General features: G+C 65.6%; 22 protein-coding genes. 9 read left to right on the top strand and 13 right to left on the bottom strand.

Translation table 11 applies throughout. From position 1 onward, the window contains the following. Nucleotides 1-36: 36 nt before the first annotated feature. On the bottom strand, nucleotides 37-375 hold the full coding sequence (locus BRAGE_RS0102885; RefSeq protein WP_199820243.1) for a carboxymuconolactone decarboxylase family protein: 339 nt from the start codon (nucleotides 373-375) through the stop codon (nucleotides 37-39). Between the two features lie 107 nt (nucleotides 376-482). On the opposite strand from BRAGE_RS0102885, the gene BRAGE_RS0102880 reads away from it, so the two are divergent. Both BRAGE_RS0102880 and BRAGE_RS0102875 read left to right on the top strand, forming a co-directional pair. Further along, a complete protein-coding gene (locus BRAGE_RS0102880; RefSeq protein ID WP_028146183.1) occupies nucleotides 483-1,436 on the top strand; it encodes an AraC family transcriptional regulator in 954 nt (317 codons plus the stop codon). 91 nt (nucleotides 1,437-1,527) lie between these two features. Beyond that, complete coding sequence (locus BRAGE_RS0102875) at nucleotides 1,528-2,025, top strand: GNAT family N-acetyltransferase (RefSeq protein ID WP_027560542.1); 498 nt, start codon at nucleotides 1,528-1,530, stop codon at nucleotides 2,023-2,025. A gap of 15 nt (nucleotides 2,026-2,040) precedes the next feature. Here the strand turns inward: BRAGE_RS0102875 and BRAGE_RS0102870 are convergent, their stop codons facing one another. Further along, a complete protein-coding gene (locus BRAGE_RS0102870) occupies nucleotides 2,041-2,526 on the bottom strand; it encodes a YkgB family protein (RefSeq protein ID WP_027560543.1) in 486 nt (161 codons plus the stop codon). Between the two features lie 256 nt (nucleotides 2,527-2,782). Beyond that, complete coding sequence (locus BRAGE_RS0102865; RefSeq protein ID WP_027560544.1) at nucleotides 2,783-3,154, bottom strand: cupin domain-containing protein; 372 nt, start codon at nucleotides 3,152-3,154, stop codon at nucleotides 2,783-2,785. Between the two features lie 161 nt (nucleotides 3,155-3,315). On the opposite strand from BRAGE_RS0102865, the gene BRAGE_RS0102860 reads away from it, so the two are divergent. Continuing rightward, nucleotides 3,316-3,549, top strand: coding sequence for a hypothetical protein (locus BRAGE_RS0102860; protein WP_027560545.1), 234 nt, complete (start codon nucleotides 3,316-3,318; stop codon nucleotides 3,547-3,549). 113 nt (nucleotides 3,550-3,662) lie between these two features. Here the strand turns inward: BRAGE_RS0102860 and BRAGE_RS0102855 are convergent, their stop codons facing one another. The 5 genes from BRAGE_RS0102855 to BRAGE_RS0102835 all read right to left on the bottom strand — a co-directional run bounded on the left by BRAGE_RS0102855 (nucleotide 3,663) and on the right by BRAGE_RS0102835 (nucleotide 10,991). Then, nucleotides 3,663-3,890 carry a hypothetical protein gene (locus tag BRAGE_RS0102855; protein ID WP_027560546.1) on the bottom strand — a complete coding sequence of 76 codons (228 nt, stop codon included), beginning with the start codon at nucleotides 3,888-3,890 and terminating at the stop codon, nucleotides 3,663-3,665. 213 nt (nucleotides 3,891-4,103) lie between these two features. Beyond that, nucleotides 4,104-4,349, bottom strand: a complete 246-nt coding sequence (locus BRAGE_RS0102850) for a hypothetical protein (RefSeq protein WP_027560547.1) — start codon at nucleotides 4,347-4,349, stop codon at nucleotides 4,104-4,106. A gap of 25 nt (nucleotides 4,350-4,374) precedes the next feature. Then, nucleotides 4,375-5,493 (bottom strand): DUF2336 domain-containing protein, encoded by a 1,119-nt coding sequence (locus BRAGE_RS0102845; protein WP_027560548.1) that lies wholly within the window; start codon nucleotides 5,491-5,493, stop codon nucleotides 4,375-4,377. A gap of 368 nt (nucleotides 5,494-5,861) precedes the next feature. Beyond that, nucleotides 5,862-9,494: an AsmA family protein gene (locus BRAGE_RS0102840; RefSeq protein ID WP_027560549.1), complete on the bottom strand. Its 3,633-nt coding sequence runs from the start codon at nucleotides 9,492-9,494 to the stop codon at nucleotides 5,862-5,864. Between the two features lie 270 nt (nucleotides 9,495-9,764). Next, on the bottom strand, nucleotides 9,765-10,991 hold the full coding sequence (locus tag BRAGE_RS0102835) for a cytochrome P450 (protein ID WP_027560550.1): 1,227 nt from the start codon (nucleotides 10,989-10,991) through the stop codon (nucleotides 9,765-9,767). 131 nt (nucleotides 10,992-11,122) lie between these two features. Here BRAGE_RS0102835 and BRAGE_RS0102830 point away from each other — a divergent pair, with 131 nt between their 5' ends. The 4 genes from BRAGE_RS0102830 (at nucleotide 11,123) to BRAGE_RS0102815 (ending at nucleotide 15,272) form a co-directional block, all read left to right on the top strand. Further along, complete coding sequence (locus BRAGE_RS0102830; protein WP_027560551.1) at nucleotides 11,123-11,734, top strand: TetR/AcrR family transcriptional regulator; 612 nt, start codon at nucleotides 11,123-11,125, stop codon at nucleotides 11,732-11,734. Between the two features lie 259 nt (nucleotides 11,735-11,993). Further along, nucleotides 11,994-12,386, top strand: a complete 393-nt coding sequence (locus BRAGE_RS0102825; RefSeq protein WP_028146182.1) for a hypothetical protein — start codon at nucleotides 11,994-11,996, stop codon at nucleotides 12,384-12,386. 155 nt (nucleotides 12,387-12,541) lie between these two features. Further along, a complete protein-coding gene (locus tag BRAGE_RS0102820; protein ID WP_028146181.1) occupies nucleotides 12,542-14,311 on the top strand; it encodes a peptidoglycan-binding protein in 1,770 nt (589 codons plus the stop codon). Between the two features lie 325 nt (nucleotides 14,312-14,636). Continuing rightward, nucleotides 14,637-15,272, top strand: a complete 636-nt coding sequence (locus tag BRAGE_RS0102815) for a response regulator transcription factor (protein WP_027560553.1) — start codon at nucleotides 14,637-14,639, stop codon at nucleotides 15,270-15,272. Between the two features lie 44 nt (nucleotides 15,273-15,316). On the opposite strand, the gene BRAGE_RS0102810 is transcribed toward BRAGE_RS0102815, so the two are convergent. Further along, nucleotides 15,317-15,772, bottom strand: coding sequence for a hypothetical protein (locus BRAGE_RS0102810; RefSeq protein WP_027560554.1), 456 nt, complete (start codon nucleotides 15,770-15,772; stop codon nucleotides 15,317-15,319). 314 nt (nucleotides 15,773-16,086) lie between these two features. After that, complete coding sequence (locus BRAGE_RS0102805) at nucleotides 16,087-16,575, bottom strand: MarR family winged helix-turn-helix transcriptional regulator (protein WP_231164102.1); 489 nt, start codon at nucleotides 16,573-16,575, stop codon at nucleotides 16,087-16,089. Between the two features lie 121 nt (nucleotides 16,576-16,696). Here BRAGE_RS0102805 and BRAGE_RS0102800 point away from each other — a divergent pair, with 121 nt between their 5' ends. Further along, on the top strand, nucleotides 16,697-17,596 hold the full coding sequence (locus BRAGE_RS0102800; RefSeq protein ID WP_027560556.1) for an alpha/beta fold hydrolase: 900 nt from the start codon (nucleotides 16,697-16,699) through the stop codon (nucleotides 17,594-17,596). A 65-nt stretch (nucleotides 17,597-17,661) separates the two neighbouring features. Continuing rightward, nucleotides 17,662-18,465: an isocitrate lyase/PEP mutase family protein gene (locus BRAGE_RS0102795; protein ID WP_027560557.1), complete on the top strand. Its 804-nt coding sequence runs from the start codon at nucleotides 17,662-17,664 to the stop codon at nucleotides 18,463-18,465. A gap of 19 nt (nucleotides 18,466-18,484) precedes the next feature. Here the strand turns inward: BRAGE_RS0102795 and BRAGE_RS0102790 are convergent, their stop codons facing one another. The 3 genes from BRAGE_RS0102790 to BRAGE_RS0102780 all read right to left on the bottom strand — a co-directional run bounded on the left by BRAGE_RS0102790 (nucleotide 18,485) and on the right by BRAGE_RS0102780 (nucleotide 25,211). After that, nucleotides 18,485-21,067: an EAL domain-containing protein gene (locus tag BRAGE_RS0102790; RefSeq protein ID WP_027560558.1), complete on the bottom strand. Its 2,583-nt coding sequence runs from the start codon at nucleotides 21,065-21,067 to the stop codon at nucleotides 18,485-18,487. 159 nt (nucleotides 21,068-21,226) lie between these two features. Then, entirely contained in the window at nucleotides 21,227-22,528 is a 1,302-nt protein-coding gene (locus tag BRAGE_RS0102785; RefSeq protein WP_108914473.1) for an MFS transporter, read from the bottom strand. 253 nt (nucleotides 22,529-22,781) lie between these two features. Next, nucleotides 22,782-25,211: a bifunctional diguanylate cyclase/phosphodiesterase gene (locus BRAGE_RS0102780; protein WP_027560560.1), complete on the bottom strand. Its 2,430-nt coding sequence runs from the start codon at nucleotides 25,209-25,211 to the stop codon at nucleotides 22,782-22,784. Between the last annotated feature and the right edge of the window lie 175 nt (nucleotides 25,212-25,386).

Below are 25,386 nucleotides of genomic sequence, written 5' to 3'. Positions count from 1 at the left end.
GGTTGTGTTAGAAGGAATGAGCGTCGGCGCGTTGGCTCACGCTTCCTTGAACGCCTCATGCGCGCGAGTCGCGTAGACCAGCGCGGCGCCGGCATTGACCGAGATGGCGGTGCCGAGCGCTTCGGCAATCTCTGCTTCGCTCGCGCCGTGCTTTTTCGCCTCGGCCGCATGGACGGTGATACAGCCGTCGCAACGCAGGCTGATGGCGACCGCAAGCGCGATCAGCTCACGCGTCTTCGCATCGAGGTGATTTGTCTTGGCGCCTGCGCCGCTCAGGGTCGCGTAGCCCTTGACCGTATCGGGCGCGAGCTTGCCGATCTCGCCGACACCGGCGACGATCTGGCGGCGATAGTTGTTCCAGTCGAGCATGGCCATGAGATGCTTCCTTCTCATCGTGATGCCGTTAGGTTAGATGCGATCTGCCGCTCCGTGGAATGGCCGGGCGGCTCGGACTCATGTCCGCGAGGATCAAGGGGAGAAGGATGTCGGAGGCGGACGCGGCGGAGTTGTTGAAGGCGATGGTGCCGCTGTTCAGGATCCGTCCCGTGATCGAGGATTCCTGCAAGTTCGGCGGCAGCTGGGAGTCGCTACACGCGCCAAACGGCAAGGGTTGGGCGCAATTCCACATGGTCACCCGCGGCTCTTGCGTGGTCGAGCGGCCGGGCCTCGGCCCGCAGCGGCTGGAGGCCGGCGACATCCTCCTGCTGCCGCACGGCGACAGTCACGCGGTCCGAAGCCAGAGGGACGGTGCTGCCGGGCGGATTTCGACCGAGCTCCGGAACGGCGTCCGGCAGCGCGCGACGGTCGATGCCGAAGTCGACACCGAACTCCTGTGTGGCCGCTTCCTGTTCGAAACCTCGGACGAGAACCCGCTGATCGCGGCCCTTCCCGACGAGATCGTGCTGCGCACGGCGGGAGAGCCGTTGCTGGAAAGGTTCCGGCACCTATTGATCGACATCCGCGACGAGCTCGACGCCGGGCGCGTTGGAGCGGAGATGGTCGCGGCCGACCTTGCGCGGGCGCTGTTCGTCATGATGCTCCGCGACCATCTCGCCGACGAAGCCTCCGGGGACGGGACGATGTCGCTGTTGCGGGACCGCACCACGGCCCGCGTGGTAGCCGCAATCCTCAACGATCTCGCCAGGGACTGGACGCTCGATGAGATGGCGACGGTCGCCATCTCGTCGCGCGCGACGTTGGTGCGGGCGTTCCGCAAGCGCGCCGGGGTCGCGCCCATGACGTTCCTGGCCGATCTGAGATTGACGATCGCGCGCAAGCGGCTGGCCGGCACCTCCGATCCGATCGCAAAGATCGCCAGCGAGGTCGGGTACGCGTCCGAAAGCGCCCTGAGCAAGGCCATGATGCGCAGATACGGCCTGCGGCCCAGTGCCCTGAGAGTGGCGGGGCCTGGCCATCAGCAAGGCACGGCGGGCTGAGCGCGCCGATTGACCCGCCGGGCAAAACAGGGGCAGATGGCAGCGTCGGCCTCGGCATCGCTGGCCATCTCCAAAGCGGCAGTCTTTTTCCATGAATGGCTTCAGCACGATGAGGTTGACCGCCGAGCGGCTGAACGAAAATCACATCGACGATCTCGTCGCGCTGCATCTCGATCCCGAGGTGTCCCGCTATCTCGGCGGGGTGCGGGAGGCGGAGGCGACGAAGCAATACCTCGCCGTCAACATGGCGCATTGGGACCAGCACGGCTTTGGGCTGTGGGTCCTGCGCACGAAAGACGGGACCTTCGCCGGACGGGCGGGCATCCGGCACATCGTCGTCGATGACATCGACGAGATCGAGATCGCCTACACGTTCAAGCGCGAGTTCTGGGGCCAGGGACTGGCAAGCGAGATCGCGACCGCACTGACGGAGATCGGGCTGTCGCAACTCGAGCTGTCGTCCCTCATCGGCCTGGTCTTCCTCGCAAACGGCGCCTCCCGCCGCGTGCTGGAGAAGGCGAACTACGTTTTGGAGAAGAGCACGATTCATCGCGGCGAGGACGTGGTGATCTACCGTATCCGGCGGTGAAAGGCGGATTCACCCTCAGCCGGTGCGCGACCGAACGATTGATTGCGGCAGCGAAGCGAGAAACAGCACGACGCAGACGCACAAGAGCACGATGTCCTTGAACAGGAACTCTCCGGCCAGATTCCAGGCCATCGGATCGGTTGAGAGGCTCCATGTCACGACGCCCGGCGTCGTGAAGAAGAATGACCACGTGATCGCGAAGGTCACGACGCCCATGAATGAACCGACCGCAGACAAGATCGGACTGAAGCTGCCGGCCACGAGCAGCGCCGCGATCACGAATTCGGCGACACCGAGGAAATAGGCCTCGCCCCTCAGGCCGAACACCGACAGCCACGAGATGAACGGGCTGTTGGTGATGAACTGGGCGATGCCCTGTGCGGATTGCAGCGTGAATTTCTGCATTCCAAACGAGATAAAGATGATCACCATGACCCAGCGAAGGATGGCGAGCGGACGATAAGAACCGCCACCGCTCTCGGCGACATTGAACCCTTGCATGTGACGATGTCTCCCCGGACTGCGCGCGCATCTGCTGGCGAACGAAAGCGTTCGCTTACCGGCTATACGGAGAGGAGCTTCCGGTGTTACCCGCGCCTGGCTGGTTCACAGATCACAGCTGCGTGCGATGCGCGTGTTCGTGGACAGCGAGCGACAGCATGTAGGATGGGTAGAGCGAAGCGAAACCCATCGCGCTTCAGTACGCTCGGCAGGCAATGATGGGTTTCGCTTCGCTCTACCCATCCTACGGGCTACCTCACGGCTCCATCGTGTAGGAACGCCCGGGTTCGAGCACGTAGATGGTCAGGAAGCGGAGCGGTCGGTCCGGATCGCAATTGCGAAACAATGTGTGTGGAAGATCCGCTCGGTCCTGCAACGTCTCGCCCGCCCGGTATTGCCGCGGCTCGTCGCTGCCGTAAGCAGACTCGGCAACGCCTTCGACGATATAGATCGCGCCCGCGACGGGATGCCGGTGCAGAGGCGCAACACCGCCCGGCGGATAGGTGACCTCGACGACCATCAGCTCCTGCTGCGTGCCGGGCAAGGGAAGACGCTCGAGAACCTTGCGTGTGACGCCGGCAAAGCCTGCTTGTTGTGCGCGTGTTCCACCGTCTGATCGTTCATCCATGGGTGCCTCGCTTGCTCTTGCAGTTCCATTGCAACTTGTTCGCTGGAGCTCGCGAATGCAACCGACCTGAACAGCCATTCAAGAAAGTTTCGCTACTGTTCCTGCAACAGGTGATGGCGGCAGTCGTTGACTCCGCGACGATGCAGACCAAGGAGGAACAGATGAAGAAGCTGACTTACGCTCTTGCGGCGCTAGCGACGCTTGCAATCGGTGCCCCCACCATCGCCAATGCGGCCGGCTTCGGCGTCTATGTCGGCGGCGACAGGGATTATTATGACGGCCCGCGCGCCCGCATCTACGAGCACGACCGCGGCTGGCATCATGGCTGGTACCACCGCGACCGCGACTATGACCGCGGCTTCGTAATTCGCCGACATCACGACTGGGACGATTAGTGCGGACCAGTACAAGTGAGCAAGGAGGCCCCGCTGCGGCGGGGCCTTTTTGCATTTGGACGAAAGAAGAGGCCGCCGACCGCGGCGGCCTCCTCATTGCGATACGCATCAAATCACTTGGTGTAACCCTGGCTCGTGCACCACCACATCGCGTCGGCCGCGCTGGTGCCGCGCTCTATGACGTATTTCCGGCAGGCTTCGTAATTGGCAGCATAGCGCTTGGCGCACGGCACCGGTGAAATGGTGCCGCCGCTCCAGGAGCATTTGTACTCGGCACTTGCAGGCGACGTCGAAAGGGTTGCGACAGCGAGCCCGACGACGAGGAACGACAAGGTCTTCATGGCTATCTCTCCCATATCCTGGGGATAGCGCGTGCTATCCCAGGTGGTACGATAGCACGCTTTCGACCGCGCCGGTTCGGCGATTGCCCGCCCGGAATCGAGGGAGAGCCTTGCGGAAATCTGGATTGCTTCGTCGCACGGGCGCCTCGCAATGACGACGGAAGCCATCCTGCAACTTGTCCGATGGGCAGACGATGCCCATCCTGCGACGTCTTACCTGAAATACCCGAGCACGAGATCGATGTCCGAGCTGCGGGCCGCGGTGCCGGTCAGCTCGGCGTCGATGACGCGGCGGCAGGCTTCGATCGCGGCGTGGTCGCCGAGATCGTTGGCGGCTTCGAGAACGAGCCAGGCGGCGTCCACCGACGCCTTGTCCGGTGCGCCGTCGCCGACATCGGCGGTGACGGCCTTGGTGAGGTTCTTGTTCTTGCGAACCGCGGTGCCGAATTGAGGCAACATTGCAAATACTCCCTCGATTTCCCGCTCAGTGAACCTGGAGCTCGGGCTGACGGCCCGCATCGGCACCCGCGCCGGTCTTGCGCGACTGGTAGAACTTCAAGATGCTGCGCGAGGTCTCGATCTTGAGCCGGCCGAACTCGCGTTCATTGTCCTGGAGCTCGCGCGCCGTGATCAGATGATCCTTGGCGCCGAGGAACAGCAGCGACATCGTCGTATCCCAGGCGAAGTCGAGCGCCTTGCACAGCACCAGCAGCATCTCGCGGTTGCGGTCCATCAGCGCGCGCTCGATCACGTCGACCGGCAGCGCCGACAGCAGCGACAGGCCGATCTGCACCTCGTCGAAACGGTGCTGTCGCGCGTAATTCGAGATCGAATCCTGGTTGAGATTGCCCTGGCGGTACTGCGTCGTCACCACGCGCTTGGCGACGAAATAGCTGCGCGAGGACGGACCGAACTTGGACTGAAGGTCGCCGGTGACCTCGGTCACCGAGCTCTGGATCTGCGCCATCATCTCGGGACGCTCGGTCTCGAGGCGGCGGCGCACGTCTTCCGACGCCTTCGAGATCAGCTGCTGGAAGATGTGCCGCGGCACGTCCTTGCGCAGGCCGAGCTGCTCGGCGAGGATCGAATCTCCCTCGGCGCGGCGGACCATGTGCAACAGGCCGGAGCCGGAGAAGCGCGCGCCCTCGTTCCTGGCAACCGAGGTCACGACCTCCTGGTTGCCGCGCTTGACCAGCACGTCGGTCACGGCCTCGCCGATCTGCTGGCGCTGCGAGATCGCGAGCAGATGCGCCTGGCCCTTGGTCAGGGCGCTCTCGACCAGCATCTTCTCGTCGATGCGATTGGAATCGCGCAGCACGGGACCGGCGACCTCGATCTCGTCGTCGAGGGCGAGCTTCTCGATGACGTTGAGCGGGGCGTGATCGCAGGCCGCCATCAGCTCGGAGAGCTGCGCCCGCGCCGCCACCTCGATTTCGTCGGCGAGCCGGCCGATGACCTCGCCGAACATGCTGATCTCGTCGTCGCTGTAGCGGCCCGTGATCAGGATGTCGGTCGCATGCCACAACGCCTTGGCGCGGCTCTCGTCGGTGCCGCGCGCGATCGCGTCGTCCAGATCCTGTAGAAGCGATTTCGCCCCGTTCATCTCGATAACCCCAGTTCTTGGTCGTCCTTGGCGCGCCGTCCTGCCTGTGCTGGCAGGACGCCGAATTCCTCTGGGAACAACACTAGAGCTGAGATGCGAGAATTCAGTAAAATCAGCAAATCAGTTTTGCCGACCAAAATTCATTCAAATGCGAGGGAATGGGTTAACTGGCGAGCAGGACGGGAAGCCGCCGCACGGGAGGTGCGCCCCCTCTCCCGCTTGCGGGAGAGGGTTGGGGAGAGGGTGTCTCTGCAATGGGATAGCCCCCTGGAGGAGAGAGCCCTCACCCGGCGCTTTGCGCCGACCTCTCCCGCAAGCGGGAGAGGTTAAGAAAGCCCGCGGCTCGATCCCCGCAAACCAATTGGCCCTTACGGATTCGACGGCGTCAGGACCAGCGGCGGCTTCGGCCGCGGCTTTGCCGGCGGCGGGCCCGGGGCCGGTCTCACCTCGATCGGCGGCGGCAGGGGGGCGACCTGCTGGCTTGCGAGCGGCGGGCTTGTAAGGGGTGGGCTTGGCGCTGCGGGAGCGGCCTGCGGCGCCTTCGGCATCGGCGCGGCCTTTGGCTTGGCCGGCGGCGCACGACGCGGGTCGCGGCCGGGCAGCGGCACGTCGGTCAGCGACGGCTCCGGCACCGGATCGGGGGACACCAGCGTCGGCAGCGCCGCGGTCGCCGGCGGCGGCTCGCCGCGCTCGATCGCATCTAATCGGCGCGTCTCGCGGTCGATGGTGCGCACGGCGAGCCATGACGACAGCGGCGCGAGATCGACGGTGCGGCTCAGCCTGTCGGGGGGGCCTGCCGCGAACAGCTGGATCTCCGGCGGCGCGCCGGAGAGCCCGGTCATGATCGGGGTCAGGCTGGCGCGGATGTCGGCCTGGTCGGCGGGAATGTCGTAGCCGCCGGAGACGATGGCGCGCGCATTCTTCGCTTCCAGCGGCGTTGCGCCGACCCGCAACCGACCGTCGCGGATCGTGAAGGGGATCTGCGCCGAGGCAACCGCGATGGGAGCTGCCGACAAGGCGGGCTCGACCAGTTGCCGCAGGCGGTTGTCGTCGCTGACCTGGCCGCCGTCGCTGGCGCGGATGGCGATCTCGAAGGCGCGCGGATTGAGACCGGATATCTCGGCGGACTCCAGCGTCACCGTGCCGTTGCCGGCGAGCGCGCCGGTCAGCGCCGCGATGCTACGGCCCTGGCTCGTCAGCGCCATCTGCACCGAGGCGCGCCCCTTCGGCAGCGCGAGATCGCGGTAGCGCAAGCTCGCCGCATCGACATTGGCAAGCTCGATGCGCGCGCTCAGCGCGAGGCCATTGGCGCCGTTGCGCGCATCAAAGCTCGCCGACATCTCGCCGCCGCCGAGACCGCCCTTGAGGCCGTCGAGCGCGAGCGACTGGCCGTCGCTCCTGAGGATGCCGCCGACGGGACGCAGCTCGATGCCGCCGGGCAAATTGCCGTGCAGCGCCTGGAAGGCGATCCGGCCGCGCCAGCCACTGATGAGCCCCGCGCTGAGCGGCTCGCCGGCATCACGCCCGGCAGCACCAACGGCCATTGCGAGCGCAGGCATGAGATCGAGTGAGTCGAGGCCGACTTCGCCCTCGACGTTCTTCTCCGGGTCGAGCGTCACCGCGAGATGGCCGCGCAGATGCGAGCCGGCCGCGCTGCTGTCGAGATCGTCGAACGTCAGGCGGTTGCCTGACAGGGCGACGCGCGCGGACAGGTTGACGCTCTGCACCGATTTGTCGGTCGGGCTGGTGCCGAACAGCGGTGCCAGATTGGCATTGCGCACGCGCAAATTCACGCTGCCTTTGGGCTCCGAGAGTTCGACATTGCCTTGCGCATCCGCGTCCAGCCCGCCGCCGTTGAGCTTTGCGTTCAATTGCAGCGGCCGCCGCCAGGCGCCGCTCAGCTTGCCTTCGAACTGCGAAGCGCCCTCGCCTGCGGCCACGATGCGGTCGAGCCCGAGCAGCGCCAGCAAGGGGCCAGCCTGCGGTGTCGAGACTTTCGAGTCCAGCGTGAAGTCGCTGCTCCGCAACGTCTCGATATCGATGCCGCTCACGGCGGCGACCGGCGTCTGCGCGGTCAGCGTTGCGCTCGCCTTGAGCTGCGGCGCGTCGAGGTCGAACACGGCGCGGGCGTTGCTGCGATCGGCATGTTCGGCGTTCTTGTCGAGGCTGAGGTCGAGCTTGAGGCGCGTCGCGCCCGACACCGACGGGAGCGCATCGAAGCGTGCGCGCGCCGAAGGCGCAAACGGCTCGATCAGCGCGGTCAGCTCGCGCAGCGAATTGGCGGAGGATTTCAGCGCGAGCTTGCCGGTCGCCTTGGTGCGATCGAAACTGCCGCTCGCCTCCGTGGTCACGCCGCTGGCCTGGCCGAACCGCAACTGCTCCAGCGACAGCGCCGCCGGGCCGTAGCCGAGCTTGGCCGCGAACGGCTTCAGCTCCTGGCCGGCAGAGATGGCGCGGCCGATATCGAGCGAGAGTCTTGCTTCCTCCGGCCATTCGCCCTGCGGGCCGGCGAGCGCGCGCACGAAGCTTGCGGCGGCATCGAGGTCGAGGCGATCGGCCTTGATCTCGGCGTCGATGTGCGAGCCCTTGCTCGCGCCGGTCTGCACGAAGGCGATGCGGCCCTCCACCGCGCCGCCCTCGATCTCGGCCTTCAACTTGTCGACGGCGAGATGATTGGCGGCGATCGTGACGTCGCCGGACAGGCGCAGCGGCCGCGTGCTGCGGCGGTTGATCTCGCTGCGGCCCAGGAGCCAGGCCACCAGCGTATCCGGATCGGACGACTCGACGCTGAGGCGGCCACTGAAACTGTCAGCGCCGGGCGTCGCACCGTTGAGCGAGAGCTGCGTCATGCCGGGCGCACGCAGCTCGAGCTTCTGGAAGGTCCAGGACCGTCCGTCGGTCGAAAGCTCCGCGGCGATGTTCTGGAGCGGACGGCCGCCAAGCATGATCTGGTCGGAGTTGAACTCGATCTGCGCCGGGATCGGCGCCTGCGGGATCGCAGCTAACCCGGCGCGCAGTGCCGGCAGGATGCGCAGCGGCTCGGTGTCATCCTTGCCGGCGAGCTTGTCGGCATCGACCTGGCGCGCCGACAGCACCGCGCGCAGCAGCGGCGAGGCGCCGAATTTGAGATCGCCGACGCCGCCGAGCTTGAGCGCGCTGTCCTCCGCACCGAAGCTGGCGTCGACCTGCTCGAACTTGGCGCCGGCCGGATCGGCCTTGAGTTTTGTCGTGAGCTTCCACGGCGTCGGCCCGGCCTCGCCCGGCTTTTTGGCCGCGGGCACGGCGAGCGTCAGCGCGCCGTCGAATTTTGGCTGGCGGTTGTCGAAGGCGAGCACGCCTTCAAGATCGGCGAGGATCGGGCGCTCGCCAGGATCGACGTTGAGATGCAGACGCGTGGCGCTGCCGTCTGCGCTCGGACCGGACGAGATTCGGAACGGATAGCGCGAGCGGCCGACCGTAAAGCTGCCGTCGCCGCGCACCGAGCCGGCGAGCGAGCGGACGTCGCCGGAGAAGGCGATGTCGTTCAATTCCAGCGTCGAGCGGCTGGCGGCATCGTGCAGGGCGATGCGGCCGGTGAGGTTGAGCCGCTCGATCGCGAGCGAGGCGAGGTTGAAGGTGCCGCTCGCGGTCGAGGGCAGATCGACCCGCCCGCGCGCATCGAGGCCGAGATCGACCGCCATGCCATTGACCGAAAGCTCGGTGGCGCGCCATTCGCCGCGCATCAGGGAGCCCAGGCTGAACTCGACGTCGAGCTTGTCGGCGCGCAGGCGGCCGAGATCGTTGTTGCCGCCGAAGGTGACCGAGCGCAGCCGCAGGGTCGGCGCCGGCAAGAGCCGCGCGTCGAGCTCGCCTGCCACCCGCACCGGCACGCCGATGATGCGGCTCGCCTCCGCCTCGAACTGGGGCCGGAACTGGTTCCAGTCGATGAAGTAAGGCCCGATCAGCGCGGCCAGCAGCGCAATGATGAAGGCAATCGCTAATCCGAGCAGCGTCGTCTGCACGGGTCTCCCCTCGGCCAAACCGGCCCGGGCCAAACCTGAGGGCCTCAGGCGCGCCGGAACAGCCCCCTTATATAGGGCCAAGTGTGGCGAAGTCACAGCGACTGTTGCGCGCGGAGGTTAACGCCGGTGGTAAACCCTCATGGTGAGCAGGCCGCGGAAACGCGGCCGTCGCGAACGGCAAGGCCCGGCTATCGCCGCGTAGATGTAGCGGGGCCTGTCATCCTTCGAGACGCGCTGGCGCGCTCCTCAGGATGAGGACCCTGGCAGCGATCACCAGCTCGCCGGCAGCCGCTTCAGGCCGCGCAGCACGAAGGTCGGGCGCCATTCGGGGTTCTCGACGTCGTCGATCCGCAAGCCCGGCAGCCGCCGCAGCAGCGTCGCGATGGCGATCTCGGCCTCGATCCGCGCCAATTGGGCCCCCAGGCAGAAATGGATGCCGCCGCCGAACGACAGCGGCCTGACATTGGGCCTGGTAACGTCGAGCCGGTCGGGATCTTCAGGATAGACCGCCGGGTCGCGGTTGGCCGAACCGAGCAGGCACAGCACGGATTCGCCTTTGGGGATGGTCTTGCCGCCGAGTTCGACATCCTCCAGCGCGACGCGGCCGGTCATCTGCACCGACGAATCATAGCGCAGGAATTCCTCGATCGCCCCCACCATCAGCTCCGGCCGCGCCTTGAGCAGCGCGAGCTGGTCCGGATTGCGGTGGAGCGCAAGCAGGCCGTTGCCGATCAGATTGACGGTGGTCTCGTGGCCCGCGCCGAACAGCAGGATGATGTTGGCGGTCAGCTCCTCGTTGGTGAGCTTGTTGCCGTCTTCCTCGGCCTGCACCAGCTGGGTGGTGAGATCGTCTCCGGGACTGCGGCGGCGCAGCTCGAACAGCTGCTGGAAGTACATCTGCGCCATCATGTTGGCGGCATTGCCCTTGGCGATCTCCTCGGGCGACATCGGCACCGGATCAAGCAGCCGTCCGCCGTCGCGCGAGCTCTTGTAGAAGACCTCGCGATGATCCTCGGGAATGCCGAGCATGTCGCAGATGATGGTGACAGGCAGGCGGAAGGCGAAATCCTCGATCAGGTCCATGTGGCCGCGATCGATCACGGCATCGATGGTCTGGTCGACGATCTCCTGGATGCGTGGTCGCATGTCCTCGACGCGGCGGGCGGTGAACGCCTTCACGACGAGGCCGCGCAGGCGGGTATGGTCGGGCGGATCGGCTTGCAGCATCCAGTGACCCATGCTGCGGAAGATCGGCTCGTCCATGATCTGCGGGCCGTAGCGCCGCTTGGTGCGCTCGACAAAATCCTTGCCGAAGCGCTTGTCGCGCATCACGAGGCTGACGTCGGCATGGCGGCTGGTGACGAACTGGCCGAACGACGTCACATGGACCGGATCGATCGTACGCAGCCGGTCGTAATGCGGATAGGGATCGCGGATGAAGTCAGGCGACAGCGGATCGAACAGCGGTCCGCCTGCGGGTTGCACTTGCTCGTTCATGGTGACCTCACATCGGTTGCCGCATGACACGAATACGCCGGCAGCCCCTCTTTCGCGCAGCGTAACCATCCCTGAAATCATCAACTCGATACATTGTTGTATCGAGTTGCATTCTGCCCTAAACTGCGCCGATGTCAAGGGTAAGAACCAGGCCGACCAGGGACGACACGCGCGACAAGCTGTTCGAGGCGGCCGCGCGCGTGTTCGAGGCGGACGGCATCGGCGGCGCCAGCATCGAGGCAATCGCGGCCGCGGCGGGCTTCACCCGCGGCGCGTTTTATTCGAACTTCAAAAGCAAGGACGAATTGATCATCGCCATGCTCGAGGACCATGTCGAGCAGTCGATCCGGCGCAATATGGACATCCTGGCCCAGCACGACAATCTCGACGATTTCATCGCGGCACTGAAATCGATGGACCGCAGCAAGCAGGATCCCCTCGGCCGCTCACCCCTGCTCCACATGGAGATGATCCTGTTCGTCGCGCGCGCCGAGAAGCGCCGTCCCGAGCTTGCAAAACGGCTGCGCGCGCGGCGCAAGCTGGTTGCCGACATCGTCGAGGCGACCTTGAAGAACAAGCCGAGCGGCGAGACGCTAAACCCGCCCTGGATGGCCAGCGTCGTACTGGCGCTGGAAGACGGCTTCCGCCTGCACCGGCTGATCGATCCCGAGACCACGCCGGCCGACAGCTTCTTGCGCGCGATCACTGATTTGCGCCGCAGGACGGGACTGGCGTCGGACTAGAATCTTCGCATGCGCTAATCCGTCGCAGTCGGGGAACGCCTTGCGCAACGCGGTCTGAATCGGCCGCGGAACAGCGGAACGTGCCGATCTCTTCAATCACCGCGATCAGCGACAAGGCCTCCGTCGGAAGACGCGCAGCCGTCGAGATGAACGCGCCGTTTATCTTCATGACTCTTTCTCTCTCCCGCACGCGCGTTTGCAACTTTTGCCCGTCGTTGCTGTTGGCCCGGCATCGCAACACCAACTGGGAGGAAGGCACATGAAGAAGACCGCGTTGGTTCTGGCAACCGTCGGCACGCTCGGCGTGAGCGCCGTGGCAGCGCCAACGCCCGCGGAAGCCCGCTGGCGTGGCGGCTTCGGTCCGGCGCTGGCAGGCGGGTTGATCGCAGGCGCCATATTCGGCGGCCTCGCCTCTTCCGCTTACGCGTATGGTCCGGGTTACGGCTATTATGGCCCTGGTTACGGCTATTACGGCGGCGGCTACGAGCCGTATCCCTGGGGCGGCTACACCACGACCTACTACAGCTCGGGTTATGCCCCGGCCTATTACGGCTACCGCTATCGCCGCGTCGTGCGTCCCGCTTTCGCCTATTACGGCGCACCGTTCCCGCGGCGGCACTTCTACCACCATCGTTGGCACCATCACTGGTGATGTGAAGCGCCAAGACAGGCCCGGCGCGGAACGCTGAGCCTCGGAAACCGAACAACCAGATCGATGCATCCGGCTTCGATCGAGAGCGTTCGTGCGCGCGGTCGCGTCGTTACGCAACCGCGCAACTGCAACCAAGCAACCCCAAGGAGATTCAGATGAACATGGGAAAGAACAAGTTCCTGCTGACGACAGCAGTGCTGCTCGCTGGTGTCAGCCTGGCATCGGCGCAAGGCATGCGTGAAGGTGCTGGCGGCGGAATGAGTGCGGGCGGCAGCGCAAGTGGCAGCGCAGCTGGCGGTGCCAGCGGAGGTGCTGCGGAACACTCCAGCGGCGCGAGCTCGCACGGTGCAGGTGGCGCCTCGCACAGCGAAGGAATGACGCAGGGCCGCGCCGGCGGTGGCCGGGCCGAGGGTTCCTCCGCGACGCAAGACAGCAGCCGGGCCGCCGACAAGGCCGACAAGCAGACGATCGGTCAGGGCCGCGAGCGCGACAACGCACGTCAGTCGCAATCCGAACCCGGCAAGCAGGGCAAGGACCAGACGATCGGTCAGAGCCGTGGCGATCGCGACCAGGCGCGTCAGTCCAAGTCCGAGAGCGACAAGAGCGGAAAGGATCAGACCGTCGGACAGAGCCGCAGCGACCGCGACCGTACGCATCAGTCGCAAGGCGCAGAGCAGAACAAGAGCACGACCACGGGCGCCAATACCAGGGACAATGCCCGGGATAAGGCTGCGCAAGACAAGAACGCACAGGACAAGAACGCACAAGACAAGAATGCCCAGGGCAAGAATGCGCAGGGTCAGAGCACCACGACGACCGGCGCGAACACCAGGAATGACGCCCAGAGCAAGACCGCGCAGGATCCGAGCAAGACAACCACCGGCGCGAACACTGGCAATAACGCCCAAGGCCAGAACGCCCAAGGCCAAAACACGCAGGGCGCAACGACCGGCGCCAACACGCAAGGACAGGCCAACGCCCAGGCACAGACCCAGAGCGGGGCTACGCAGAGCATGTCCGGCCGCGTACAGGTGAATGCCCAGCAGCAGACCCAGCTGCAGCAGTCGGTGCTGAGCTCACGCAATGTGGACCGCGTGAGGGTCAACACCAATTCGCTCAACTTCCGCGTCAATGCCGGCGTGGTCGTGCCGCGGAACATCTCCGTGGTTTCGGTCTCGGCCTATCCCGCGCTGATCGACGTCTATCCTGACTACCGCGACGACAGCTTCTTCGTCGTCGATGACGAGATCGTCGTCACCGACCGGAGCCGCAGGATCGTCGACGTCATTCCCGCCGGACCGCGGACGCACTATGCTCGGAGCAGCAGCTCGACCGTTAGCGGTGGCGGCGGCAGCGTTGCCGCGCTGGATCTCAGCCCGGACGAGATTCGCGTCGTTCAGCGCGTCCTGATCGAACGCGGCATGCTGTCCGGCGAAGCCGACGGCGTTCTCGGGACGGATACGCGCAATGCGTTGATGACCTTCCAGAGACAGGAAGGCTTCCAGGCCACCGGCTCGATCGATACCCGCACGGTCACTGCGCTCGGCGTGTCGAACCAGATCAGCGCCACGCAAGGTCAGTCGACCACCGTCGGCCAGGGCGGCAACAACCAGTCGACGCCGCAGAGCACGACCGGGCAAAGCACCGGCCAGAGCAACGCGCCGGCGCAGCAGAACCAGACCACAGGTCAGGCTCCGCAGAACCAGCCGTCCACGACCGGCCAGGCTCAGCAGAACCAGCCGGCGAACCCGGGCCAGGCCAGCACGCAACCGCCATCGGGCCAGACCACCGGCCAGGCCCCGGCCCAGAGCAACACTCAGTCCACCAGTCAGCCCGGCACCAGCCAGAACACGCCGACTGGACAAACCAACCAGAACAATGCCCCGCCGCCTTCGACGTCAGGGCAGCCGGCCAAGAAGTACTGACGCGCTTCCGAGCCCCGCCTCCCGGCGGGGCTCTTTTTCTGCGGCCTGCCGCATTGAAAGCGATAGGCCGTAGCAAGCAGACCTGATGCTAGCGCGCCCTGGCCGCCCACACGCGCGTCCGCACGCAGTTGCGAGGCATTTGCAATCAAAAGAGCACAGTCGGCATTGGTGCCGTTGACTGACACAGAATTAATTTGCCCCCTGCGCTTCCAAAACGTAACTGCCGATCAAGGGCGACGTGATCCGGCAATGGCCGGGCGAGAAGGCGCTGCAACAACAAGCAAGAAAAGCAAGCGACGCGCTACTTTTCGTCCAGGAGACATCATTGCCCGGCATCGTCCATGTCGTGGATGACGACGCATCGTATCTGACGACCATCCAGCAACTTCTCGAGGCGAGCGGATACCGCGTCGCGATCTATGCGTCGGCGCAGCAATTGCTGGACCAGGCGCCAGACGAAAGCAAAGGCTGCATTCTTCTCGACGTCCGGATGCCGGGCCTTTCCGGACTCGAGCTGCAGCAGCGCCTGATGCAGCGCGGCTCGACGCTGCCCATCATCTTCCTGACCGCTTACGCGGACATCGGCATCACCGTGACGGCGATCAAGGCGGGTGCGGAGGACTTCCTCATCAAGCCTGTCAGCCCGGATGATCTGCTGCGGGCGATCGCACGCGCGATGGCGCGGCATGGCAACGCGCGCGCGCTCGACGGCGAAGTGGAGGTGCTTCGGCGCAGGCTATTGACGCTGACGCCGCGCCAGCGGCAGGTCTTCCAGATCATCGTGCGGGGCAAGACCAGCAAGCATGCCGGGCGCGAGCTTGGGAGCTCCGAGCGCACCATCAAGGCGCATCGGCGCGCGATCATGGAAAAGTTTCAGATCCAGTCGCTGGTGGAGCTGGTCCGGATTGCCGAACGGCTCGGCGTGCTCGGCGCGACGGACGAGCCGGCGGCGGACGCATAGGGCGATCTCTGCGTGCGAGCAGAAGCGACCCGGCAGCGCGAGAATCAGCCGCCGTTCAGCGTATTGCTGATCCGGGTGACGATCGCATCCCATTGCCGCTTCTCGGCGGCCGGATAGTTGATCAGCACGCAGTGGACGTAGCGGCTGGCGAAATTGCAGCGGTCGTACCAGATCTTGCCGCGCCGGATGCTGGAGACCACGAAGAAGCGCGGTGTGACGCGCTTGTAGATGATGCCGGCCGGCGGGTTCTTCCTGGCCAGGAACGCCCGCGGTGAGCCGCCGTCGTTCGGGACGGCCTGCACCGTGAGGTCCGCACGGCCGTCGCCTGTCCGGTACTGCACGCCATATCCGTCGGGCCGGCCCGCTTCTTCGGTGAAGATGGACGCGGGAATGTCGACACTGGTTCCGCTCTCGGGAATGCGATAGCTGCTCCAGCTCTCCGCGCCGGCGGCAGCCGGCAACGCGCAGAGCATGATCAGGATTGCGGCGGTCTTCTTCATCATGTTGCTGCTCTTGTGCCGGTTGGTTGGATGGTAGCCGCCCGGCCGCAACAACGTGGGGAATAGCCGGACGTTCCGATCCGGAAAAAGTACCCCGGCCCGATGGCGTTCGAAGAAACGCATCGAAGCGACGATACGCTAGATCCTTCGGCTCGGCGACCTTCGCGTCAGTATCGTAGGGTGGGCAAAGCGAAGCGTGCCCACCATTTCTCTCGAAATCATTGACAGGTGGTGGGCACGGCGCAGTGCGCCTCTGCCCACCCTACGATTCCGAGTTCGCGGAGATCCCCCTCACATCCCTCGCAGCAGCTCGCTCAGCGGCCGCTTTTGCCCTTGTTCGTGGGCAAGGGGCAATTGGTGCAGACGCTGTCGTCGCACATCCGGCAGATCGTGAAGCGATCCATCTCGGATGTGTCCTGCCTCGCCAGCAGCTCGTGGATCAGCGTCTCAAGCCGCTTCGTCTCTGCAGGCGACAGCACATCCAGAAGCGACGCGACGGCTGAAATCCTTGAGGTCATCAACTCGTTCCGCATCGCCGCGCCCGTGGCGGTGAGGTGCAAGGCGATCTCGCGGCCGTCCTTTCCGGCGCGGCGCTCGACGAGCCGATCCGAGACCAGACGGTCCACCAGGCGGACGGTGCCGGAATGCGACAGGCCGAGGATGCGCCGCAGCTTGTCGTTGGTCATGCCCTGGCCGTAGCCGATGACGACGAGCGCCGCGGGCGTCTCGCCACCCCGGCCTATGACCTCGCGCGCGCCCTGCTCGATCCGATCCATGACCGCGAGCGAGAGCGCTCCCAGCAAATTCGCGATTCCCGTTTCCATACCCGCAACAATATGTGCGCTGCGCACAAAAAACAACTTGACCAGACATGTGTGCTACGCACATATTCGCGTGCAAGAAACGACGACATGGAGAATGACGATGAATCCGAGCAGCGCTGCGCGGACGACACCAACGGCCACCGTCGGTGAACCCGCCCTGAAATACGTAGAGGCCAATGGCGTGCGGTTCGCCTATCTCGAACAGGGGACCGGTCCTCTCGTGATGTTCCTGCACGGATTTCCCGACAACGCCTGGTCCTATCGCAAGCAGCTGCAGGTCTTCGCCGATGCCGGGTATCGTGCGGTCTCGCCGTTCCTGCGCGGCTACGCGCCGACCGGGATTCCCGCGGACGATGTTTTCGACCCCATCGCGCTCGGCAGGGATCTCGAAGCGCTCATTGCGGCGCTGAGCGAGGACGGACAAGCCTGCGTCGTCGGCATGGATTGGGGTGGCACGTCGACCTTTCAGGCGCTGGCCACGGCGCCATCGTCGATCAAGGCCGCCGTGGTGATGAACACGGCCCACCCGATCACGTTCTCGAGCATCAGGCGCGATCCCGAAATCGTTCGATCCATCTTCCACGTCTACTTCTTCCAGCTGATCGGCGCCGAGTCGGCGGTCAATATCGAGGGACTGCCCTTCGTCGACTATCTCTGGAAGCTGTGGTCACCGGCCTTCGACAACGAAGCGCATCTCCGTTCGGTCAAGGAGACGCTCAGCTCGCCGGGCACGATGGCGGCGGCGCTCAAATATTATGGCGGCCTCACCGAAGCGAGCCGCATGGGCCGGCTGCCGATCAATGACATGCACACGCCGACGCTGACGATCTATGGCAGCAACGATCCGACAGCGAAATATTCGGTGAAAGAGGAGCGGCTGTTCAAGGGACCGCACAAGCGCGTCGTTCTGCCTGATGTCGGGCACTTCCCGCACCTCGAGCGTGAGGCTGAAGTCACCGGCCTGATCATGGACTGGTTCAGGACGCACGCATCCGCCTGAAAGCAATCGCGGACGCCGGACGACGCCGCACGATCGATCTCATTCTCTCAGCAGGAGTGCACGCAATGGACATCGGGACACAGCAGAAATACGCAGAGACGTTTCTTGGTCTTCACAGGACAGGCGATCCGCTCGTTCTGTTCAACGCGTGGGACGCCGCTACCGCCAAGGCGATTGCGAAGGCGTCGGCCGCCATCGCGACCAGCAGCGGAGCGGTCGCCTCCGCCCTTGGCTACGCCGACGGAGAAAATGTCCCGCTCGACGTGGTGGCCGGCCTGGTGTCGCGGATCACCGCGACCGTCCCGGTTCCGGTATCAATCGATCTGGAGGCGGGATATGGCGACACACCGGATGCCGCCGCGACGTCGGCGACGAAAATTCTGCAAGCCGGCGCCGTCGGCATCAATATCGAAGACGGGCTCTCCGGCGGAAAGCGCCAACTCGTCAGCCCCGAACAGCACGCCGCGAAGATCAAGGCGGTGCGAAAGGCCGCGCAAGATTTCGGCGTTCGCCTGTTCATCAATGCCAGGACCGATCCGTTTCTGCTGAAATTCGGATCGCCGGAGGAATGCCTGAACGAAGCGGCTCGGCGCGCGAAGGTCTATGCCGAGGCCGGCGCCGACGGGATTTTCGTTCCCGGCCTCACCGACCTCGCGCTGATCGAGAAGCTGGTTCAGCTCACGCCGCTGCCGGTCAACATCATGGTGACGCAAGGTGTTCCCGAAATCCCCGATCTCGCCCGCGTCGGCGTTCGGCGGGTGAGTCTCGGGCCGTGGCCCATGATGGCAGCGATGCGTGTCATCGGACAGGCCGCCGCGGGGGTCGCAGCGAGCAAGCAATACGGCACGTTCCTGCAGCCGAACGCCTGAGCCGACCTCTCAGGCCGCGCTACGCCGACCGCTTCACCGCCTCGCGTCCCGCCGCCACATCGAGCCGGCCGAGCATCGCCCTCGCCTGCTCGGCGCAGTGCTCGATCAGCCAGCGCTCCAACGCGACCGGCGCGAGCGCGGGGGCGTAGAGGAAGCCTTGCACGACGTCGCAGCCGAGCTCGGCCAGCGTCCTGCGCTGGCCTTCGGTCTCGACGCCTTCGGCGACGACGGTCATGCCGAGGCCCTGGCCGACACGGACCACGGCGGTGGCGATCGCGAGCGCGCCCGCGTCCTTCTCGATGTCGCGCATGAAGCTGCGGTCGATCTTGAGCTCGCGGATCGGCAGATGGGCGAGACGGCTGAGGCTGGAATAGCCGGTGCCGAAATCATCGACCGAAAGCCCGACGCCGAGCTCGCGGATCGCGTTCATGGTCTCGAGCGCGGCGACGCTGTCCTGCATGAACGCGCCCTCGGTGATCTCGAGCATGAGGGCATCCGGCGGCAGATCGTGTTCGGCGAGGATATCCTTGAGCCGCGCGGCCAGCGTGACGTTGCGGAAGTTGATCGGCGACAGGTTCACCGAGACGCTGGGAATGTTGAGCCCGGCGCGGCGCCAGCTCGCCATCTGTCGGCAGGCCTCGCGCACCGACCACAGGCCGATCTGCTCGATCAGGCCGCACTCCTCGGCGAGCGGGATGAATTTTGCGGGCGAGACGTCGCCGAGCACGGCATCGTGCCAGCGCGCCAGCGCCTCGACGCCGTGGATGGCGCCGTCACAGCTGCGGATCTGCGGCTGATAGCTGAGGCTGAGCGCGCCCTCGGCGATGGCCTTGCGCAGCGCCGCGATCAGCGCCAGCCGCTGCTCGGCGAGGCCGTTCATCTCGACGCTGAAAATGCGATGGGTGGAGCGGCCGGCCTGCTTGGCCATGTACATGGCGGCGTCGGCCTGCTGCATCAGCGTGTCGATGTCGGTGGCGTGGTCGGGATAGAGGCTGATGCCGATGCTGGCCGACATCGGCATCAGTTTCGATCCGAGCCTCAAGGGTGCGGCCAACGCCTCCGTGATTCCTGACGCGACGCGCTCGGCGTCCTGCGCGTTACGCTTCGGCAGCAGGATGACGAATTCGTCGCCGCCGAGCCGTCCCAGCATGTCCTCGGGACCGATATGCTCGCGCAGGCGCTGCGCGAGCTGGATCAGCAGCTCGTCGCCGGCCGCGTGGCCGAGCGTGTCGTTGACGTCCTTGAAATGATCGACGTCGAGGAAGGCCAGCGCGACGTGACTGCCGGTCGAGCAGGCATCGATCGCAGTGGTGATGAGATGCCGCAGCTGCGCGCGGTTCGGCAGGCCGGTGAGGATGTCGTGATAGGCAAGCCGCGCGATCTCGGCGCGCGCCTCCTTGCGCTCGATCGCGAAGGCGCCGAGATCGACGCAGGCGTCGACGATGCGGCGGTGCCAGTTGCTCGGCGCGCGCGGCTCGCGAAAATAGAAGGCGAAGGTGGCGATGACCCGGCCATCCTTGGCCTTGATCGGCGTCGACCAGCAGGCGCGCAGGCCAACTTCGAGCGGGCGCGTCTTGTAGGGCTGCCAGCGCGGATCGGTGTCGAGATCTTGCGCCAGCACCGGCTCGCCGTAGAAGGCGGCGGTGCCGCAGGAGCCGACATCGGGACCGATCGCGATGCCGTCCAGTGCGCGGGAATAATCCTCGGGCAGGCTCGGTCCGCCGAGCGGATGGACCAGGCCCGCGGCATCGACGTGAAGCAGCGAGCAGACGACGTCAGGCGCGATCTCCTCGACGCGGCGGCACAGCCTGTCGGCGATGTCGGTGATCGGAACCTCATCGGCAAGCGCGCTCATGATGAGCTGCTGGAGCGAGCGCAGCTGCTTGGTCTCGGTGATGTCCTCGAGCAGTGCGAAGATGTGCCTGACCCGCCCCTTCTTGTCGCGGAAGGCGTCGATGCGGGCGCTGACCCAGATCTCCTCGCCGTGCTTGTTGTAGACCAGCGTCTCGATTTCGCCGCGCGGGCCGCCGGCCATCAGGCGCCTGACGAGCTTTGCGACGGCATTGCGATCGGTGTGACAGCCGGCGATGAGCTCGCCGGCGCGGCGGCCCTCGGCCTGGTCGCTGCTGTAGCCGAACAGTGTCGTGAAGGAGGAATTGACGTAGACGATGTTCTGCTCGACGTCGGTGATGATCACCGCGCGATTGGTCTGGTCGGAGACGGCGTGGAGCAGCCCGATCCTGACACGGCGTTCGGCGTCGGCGGTGACGTCGCGCGCGAACACGATGCGATGGGCGGTGCCGCCGACGGTCGCGGGCGACATCGACACGAGCGCCTTGATCCGGCTGCCGTCGCGGCGCACGAGGCTGATCTCGCCACGGAAGTCCGGGGCGGCGTCGGCATGAAGGCATTTGAGCGTGAGAATGCCGGCATCGCGGCCGAGCACCTCACTTCGCGTAAGCTTCCAGATCCGCTCCGCGGCGCCGTTGAAATGCGTGATGCGATGCGCCGCGTCGACGATGACGATGCCATCGTCGGCGCATTCGAGCGCGGCGCGCAGCACATCCGGAATTTCGGTCACAACACAATCGGAAGCGGACATCGTCTGACCCGGCGGGGATCGGGAAAATGCGGCAATCAGCCCGGGGTTAACGCTTTGATGGTGTCCAAGACGTTTTTGCGACCCGCCGTCAGCCGCCCAACATGCGACATGCTTAACGTTCCGCGAAAGCTGCGAAGATATCTTTGATGTTCGCGGAACCTATTCGGCGCCGGTTCCCGCTCGCACCCTGTGCAGCTGACCGGCCACGGCCCGCACCTTGCGCGGCGCTGCCTGCCAGATCGCGAGCGCCGACAATCCGCTGACGAGAATGGCGATGCCGAAGGCGAGCGTGTAGTCACCGGCGCGATCGTAAAGAAACCCGGTCACCCACGGTCCCGCCGCGCCGCCAGCCAATGCCGCCAGCATGATCGTGCCAAAAATGCTGCCCTGGTGCCTGCCCTGGAAGATCTCGAACACCACCGCGCCCATGATCGAGGTGAGGCCGTAGCCGAGCGCGCCTTGCGTGAACACCATGATGTAGACGAGCCACAGCGAGGGCTGGAACTTCAGCGCCATCAGCGCCGCGAAGCAGATCGCGAAGCCGACACAGCTGATCGCCCAGACCCATTCCCGCCCGATCCGGTCGGAGACGTGGCCGAGCCATATCTGGCCGGGAATGCCGAGCAGGCTGACAATGCCGAGTGCCCACACCGCGACGGAAGGACTGAAGCCGATATCAAGCAGGAATTTGGTCTGATGCACTTGCACCGCGTACCAGATGTAAAGGCCGCAGAAATAACCGAGCGCGATCCACCAGAAGCGCGCGGTCGCAACCGCGCGCTTGAGCGTCCACTCGGTCGCGACCCAGGCGGGATCGACGACGTTCGAGACCAGCTTGGCGGCGCCGGACGCCTGAGCAGCGTCGCCATCGGGCTGAAGGCCGATATCCTCGGGGCGCTTGTGCAGCAACAGGTTGATCGGCGCCAGCACGATCAGGAGCAGCAGGCCCATCGCCGTGCAGGCGGTGCGCCAACCGGTCTGCTCGATCATGTGCTGGACCCATGGCAGCAGCGTCACCGAGCCGAGGCCGACGCCGGCAAAGGCGATGCCGATGGCAAAGCCGCGCTTGCGGATGAACCAGTTCGGCAGGAACAGCGATTGGCCGGAATAGCCGAGACACACGCTGCCGGCGCCGACCATGACGCCGAGCGTCACATAGAGATGCCAGGGCACGCTGGTCAGCGGCGCCAGCAGCAGCCCGCCGCCCATCAGCACCACGCCGAGCTCCATCACCGCGCGGGGACCGGCGCGATCCATCAGCCGCCCGATCAGCGGGCTCGCCACGGCAGAGGCGACGAAGCCGAACGAGAACGCGCCCGCGGTGACGCCACGCTCCCAGCCGAACTCGGAGATGATCGGCGGAAAGAACAATGAGAATGCGGTGCGCGCGTTGACGCCGATCGCCATGGTGACGAAGGTCACGGCGACCACGACCCAGCCGTAGAAGAACCGAAGCCGCATGGTGTGTTTCATCCCTGGACGATCCTACCGACCATCCGGGGATACGCAGGTCAAGCGATTTTCGCGCATGTGCGCTCGGCGCAGGTCAATCGCTCTGAACATTCACATGCGGTCGTCATGCCCGGGCTTGTCCCGGGCATCCACGTTCTTTGTGCTGCGGCGAAGGCGTGGATGGCCGGGTCATAGCGAGCGGAAGCGACGCCGTCCTTCGGACGGCTATGCCCGGCCATGACGCTGTGGAAGCGAGGCGCGCTCAGGCGGCGTCGCGCTGCGTCGTGCGAACGGGCACGTCGAATTCGATCTGGTCGACCGGCACCGGCCTGCCGAACAGGTAGCCTTGCGCAAAGTTGACACCGAGCGCGGTCAGCCGCTCGAATTCCTCGGCTGTCTCGACGCCTTCGGCGGTGACCGACATGTCGAGCCCGCGCGCCAGCGTCACGATCGAGGAGATGATGGCGGATGAGCGTGGCTGGTGCGTGAGGTTGCGGATGAAGGACTTGTCGATCTTGATCTTGTCGAACGGGAATGCGGTGAGATAGCTCAGCGACGAATAGCCGGTGCCGAAATCGTCGAGCGCGAGCTCGATGCCGATGCTCTTCAGCCGCTCCATGAAGGCGTGGTTCTCGACACCGCGCTCCAGCAGCACCGATTCCGTGATCTCGATTTCGAGCCGCTGCGGCGGCAGGCCGGAGTCGGCGAGCGCGGCGCAGATCATCTCGAACAGCTCGGCTTCCTTGAACTGGATCGGCGACAGGTTGACCGCGACCATCAGATTGGAGGGCCAGCCGGCCGCATCGGCGCAGGCGCGCCGCAGCACGAATTCGCCGAGCGGCACGATCAGCCCGGTCTCTTCGGCAAGCGCAATGAACTGGTCGGGCGGGATCAGGCCGCGGCTCGGATGCCGCCAGCGCACCAGCGCCTCAAAGCCGCGGTGCGCGCCGGTGAGCGCATCGACGAACGGCTGATAGTGCACTTCGAGCTGGCATTGCGCGATGGCATCGCGCAAATCGCCTTCCAGCATGTTGCGCGCCTCGAGCTCGGCCGACATCGCCTCGTCGTAGACGGTGTAGCAGTTGCGGCCCGCCGATTTCGAACGGTACAGCGCAAGGTCGGCCTTCTTCAGGAGCTGCTCCTGGTCGCTGCCGTGATCCGGCGCGATCGCAATGCCGATGCTGGTGCCGATCTCGACGCGATGGCCGGGCAGCAGGAACGGCTCGGCCACGAGCTTGGCGATCCGCGCTGCGAGCTCGGTCGCGCAGGCGCGCTGGTCCTCGCTCCCTTCCTGGATGATGGCGAACTCGTCGCCGCCGAGCCGCGCCAGCACGTCGCCGGCGCGCAATGCGGATCTCAGCCGCTGGGCCACCTGGCGCAGCAGCACGTCGCCAGCGCCGTGACCGAGGGAATCGTTGACGTTCTTGAAGCGGTCGAGATCGAGCATCAGGATCGAGAAGGCCGCGCCGGCATCGTCGAGCTGGCCGTTGAGCTCGTCGAGCCGGGCGAGGAAGAAGGCGCGGTTGGGCAAGGCGGTCAGGATGTCGGTCTGGGCGAGCTCGAGCACGCGCCGGTTCGCCAGCGACAGCCGTCGCGAATTGCGGCTGGCGAGCATCAGATAGGTCGACAGCGACAGCGTGAGCAGCAAGCCGACGATGAGGACCGCGGCCGCGCGGTCATAGACCGTCTCCAGCGCGCCGCCGGCCGTCGGCATGGCGCGCACCTGCCAGTCGGTGTCCCCGATCTTGAGACCGCCCGACCAGTGCAGCATCCGCGCGACGTCGCGCATCGACTGCGGCGCAGTGGCGGCCGACGAGAAATCCGGCAGCATGTACTCGAGGCTGACGATCTGCCCCGTGAAGGGCGGATAGACGTTGACGCTCACCGCAGGACTTGCGCCGGTGGTCACGCGAATGGTGTGGAGCAGCAGAGGCAGGTCGAAGACGCCGACGACGAAGCCGGTGAGATTGCGTCGCCGGTCCGCGACCGTCTCGCGCGACGTGCCCTTGGCATAGACGGGAAGCGCCACGAGCACGTCGGGCAGCCGGCCGCCCTCCTTCGGCTCGAACAGGCGCGTGCGAATGGCGGCGACCCGGTCGTTGTCGCGCGCCCGCTCCAGCGCCGCACGGCGCTCCGGGATGGTCGCGTAGTCCATGCCATAGACCTGCGAGGTCTTCGGCTGGGTCGAGTAGAACACCGGGAAATATTCGTCACCCTGCGGCGCGGTCGCGAGGGCCTCGCCCTGAAGCGACTTGACGCGATAGCCGGACACCCCGTCCGTGATCGCGGCAGCCTCGTATTCGGCGCGCTCCTTGCGGTTGACGCGCGGCAACCATGCGATGCGCAGCATGCCAGGATGGCGCTCGAACAGGCGGGCGCTGAAGGTCTCGAATTCGCTGCGGGTGATGTCCTCGTTGGTGGATTCGAACAGCGTACGCAGCGCGACCAGCCGCGAGATATACTCGCTCATGCCGTTCTGCATGACGATGGCTTCGGTCTCGGCCGCGTTCTCGAACTCGATCCGGTTGACGCGGCCTTCCCAGCGCGCGACGGCGGCGGCGCCCACGATCGAGAACAGAAGCCCGACGGCGACGGCGACGAGCGCAGGGCGATAGAGCCCGAGCAGCGGCGCGGCACGCCACCATCCGGTCACACGCTTCCGATCCTGATCGTTCTGATCGCGACCGCCCATCTTGATCCCGCAAGTCCCCCTCGGCGCGCCGGTGCGAACTTCTGGTTGAGCCGCCGGCGCGACTATCGGACAAGGATCGCGGTTAAGAACTGGACAATATCGGAACCCGCGTGGTCCGCATCACGCGGCTTAGTTAACGATTGCCCCCGCAAGTTTCGGCAGTCTGGACATAACT

It is taken from the genome of Bradyrhizobium genosp. SA-4 str. CB756, assembly GCF_000473125.1.
In the GTDB taxonomy this organism is placed as follows: Bacteria; Pseudomonadota; Alphaproteobacteria; order Rhizobiales; family Xanthobacteraceae; genus Bradyrhizobium; species Bradyrhizobium arachidis.
This window is presented reverse-complemented; position numbering and strand designations above follow the sequence as displayed.

Coding starts and splice junctions, on each gene's coding strand:
- BRAGE_RS0102885 (WP_199820243.1), bottom strand. CDS start 375: ATGGCCATGCTCGACTGGAACAACTATCGCCGCCAGATCGTCGCCGGT.
- BRAGE_RS0102880 (WP_028146183.1), top strand. CDS start 483: ATGTCGGAGGCGGACGCGGCGGAGTTGTTGAAGGCGATGGTGCCGCTG.
- BRAGE_RS0102875 (WP_027560542.1), top strand. CDS start 1,528: ATGAATGGCTTCAGCACGATGAGGTTGACCGCCGAGCGGCTGAACGAA.
- BRAGE_RS0102870 (WP_027560543.1), bottom strand. CDS start 2,526: ATGCAAGGGTTCAATGTCGCCGAGAGCGGTGGCGGTTCTTATCGTCCG.
- BRAGE_RS0102865 (WP_027560544.1), bottom strand. CDS start 3,154: ATGGATGAACGATCAGACGGTGGAACACGCGCACAACAAGCAGGCTTT.
- BRAGE_RS0102860 (WP_027560545.1), top strand. CDS start 3,316: ATGAAGAAGCTGACTTACGCTCTTGCGGCGCTAGCGACGCTTGCAATC.
- BRAGE_RS0102855 (WP_027560546.1), bottom strand. CDS start 3,890: ATGAAGACCTTGTCGTTCCTCGTCGTCGGGCTCGCTGTCGCAACCCTT.
- BRAGE_RS0102850 (WP_027560547.1), bottom strand. CDS start 4,349: ATGTTGCCTCAATTCGGCACCGCGGTTCGCAAGAACAAGAACCTCACC.
- BRAGE_RS0102845 (WP_027560548.1), bottom strand. CDS start 5,493: ATGAACGGGGCGAAATCGCTTCTACAGGATCTGGACGACGCGATCGCG.
- BRAGE_RS0102835 (WP_027560550.1), bottom strand. CDS start 10,991: ATGAACGAGCAAGTGCAACCCGCAGGCGGACCGCTGTTCGATCCGCTG.
- BRAGE_RS0102830 (WP_027560551.1), top strand. CDS start 11,123: ATGTCAAGGGTAAGAACCAGGCCGACCAGGGACGACACGCGCGACAAG.
- BRAGE_RS0102825 (WP_028146182.1), top strand. CDS start 11,994: ATGAAGAAGACCGCGTTGGTTCTGGCAACCGTCGGCACGCTCGGCGTG.
- BRAGE_RS0102820 (WP_028146181.1), top strand. CDS start 12,542: ATGAACATGGGAAAGAACAAGTTCCTGCTGACGACAGCAGTGCTGCTC.
- BRAGE_RS0102810 (WP_027560554.1), bottom strand. CDS start 15,772: ATGAAGAAGACCGCCGCAATCCTGATCATGCTCTGCGCGTTGCCGGCT.
- BRAGE_RS0102800 (WP_027560556.1), top strand. CDS start 16,697: ATGAATCCGAGCAGCGCTGCGCGGACGACACCAACGGCCACCGTCGGT.
- BRAGE_RS0102795 (WP_027560557.1), top strand. CDS start 17,662: ATGGACATCGGGACACAGCAGAAATACGCAGAGACGTTTCTTGGTCTT.
- BRAGE_RS0102790 (WP_027560558.1), bottom strand. CDS start 21,067: ATGTCCGCTTCCGATTGTGTTGTGACCGAAATTCCGGATGTGCTGCGC.
- BRAGE_RS0102785 (WP_108914473.1), bottom strand. CDS start 22,528: ATGCGGCTTCGGTTCTTCTACGGCTGGGTCGTGGTCGCCGTGACCTTC.
- BRAGE_RS0102780 (WP_027560560.1), bottom strand. CDS start 25,211: ATGGGCGGTCGCGATCAGAACGATCAGGATCGGAAGCGTGTGACCGGA.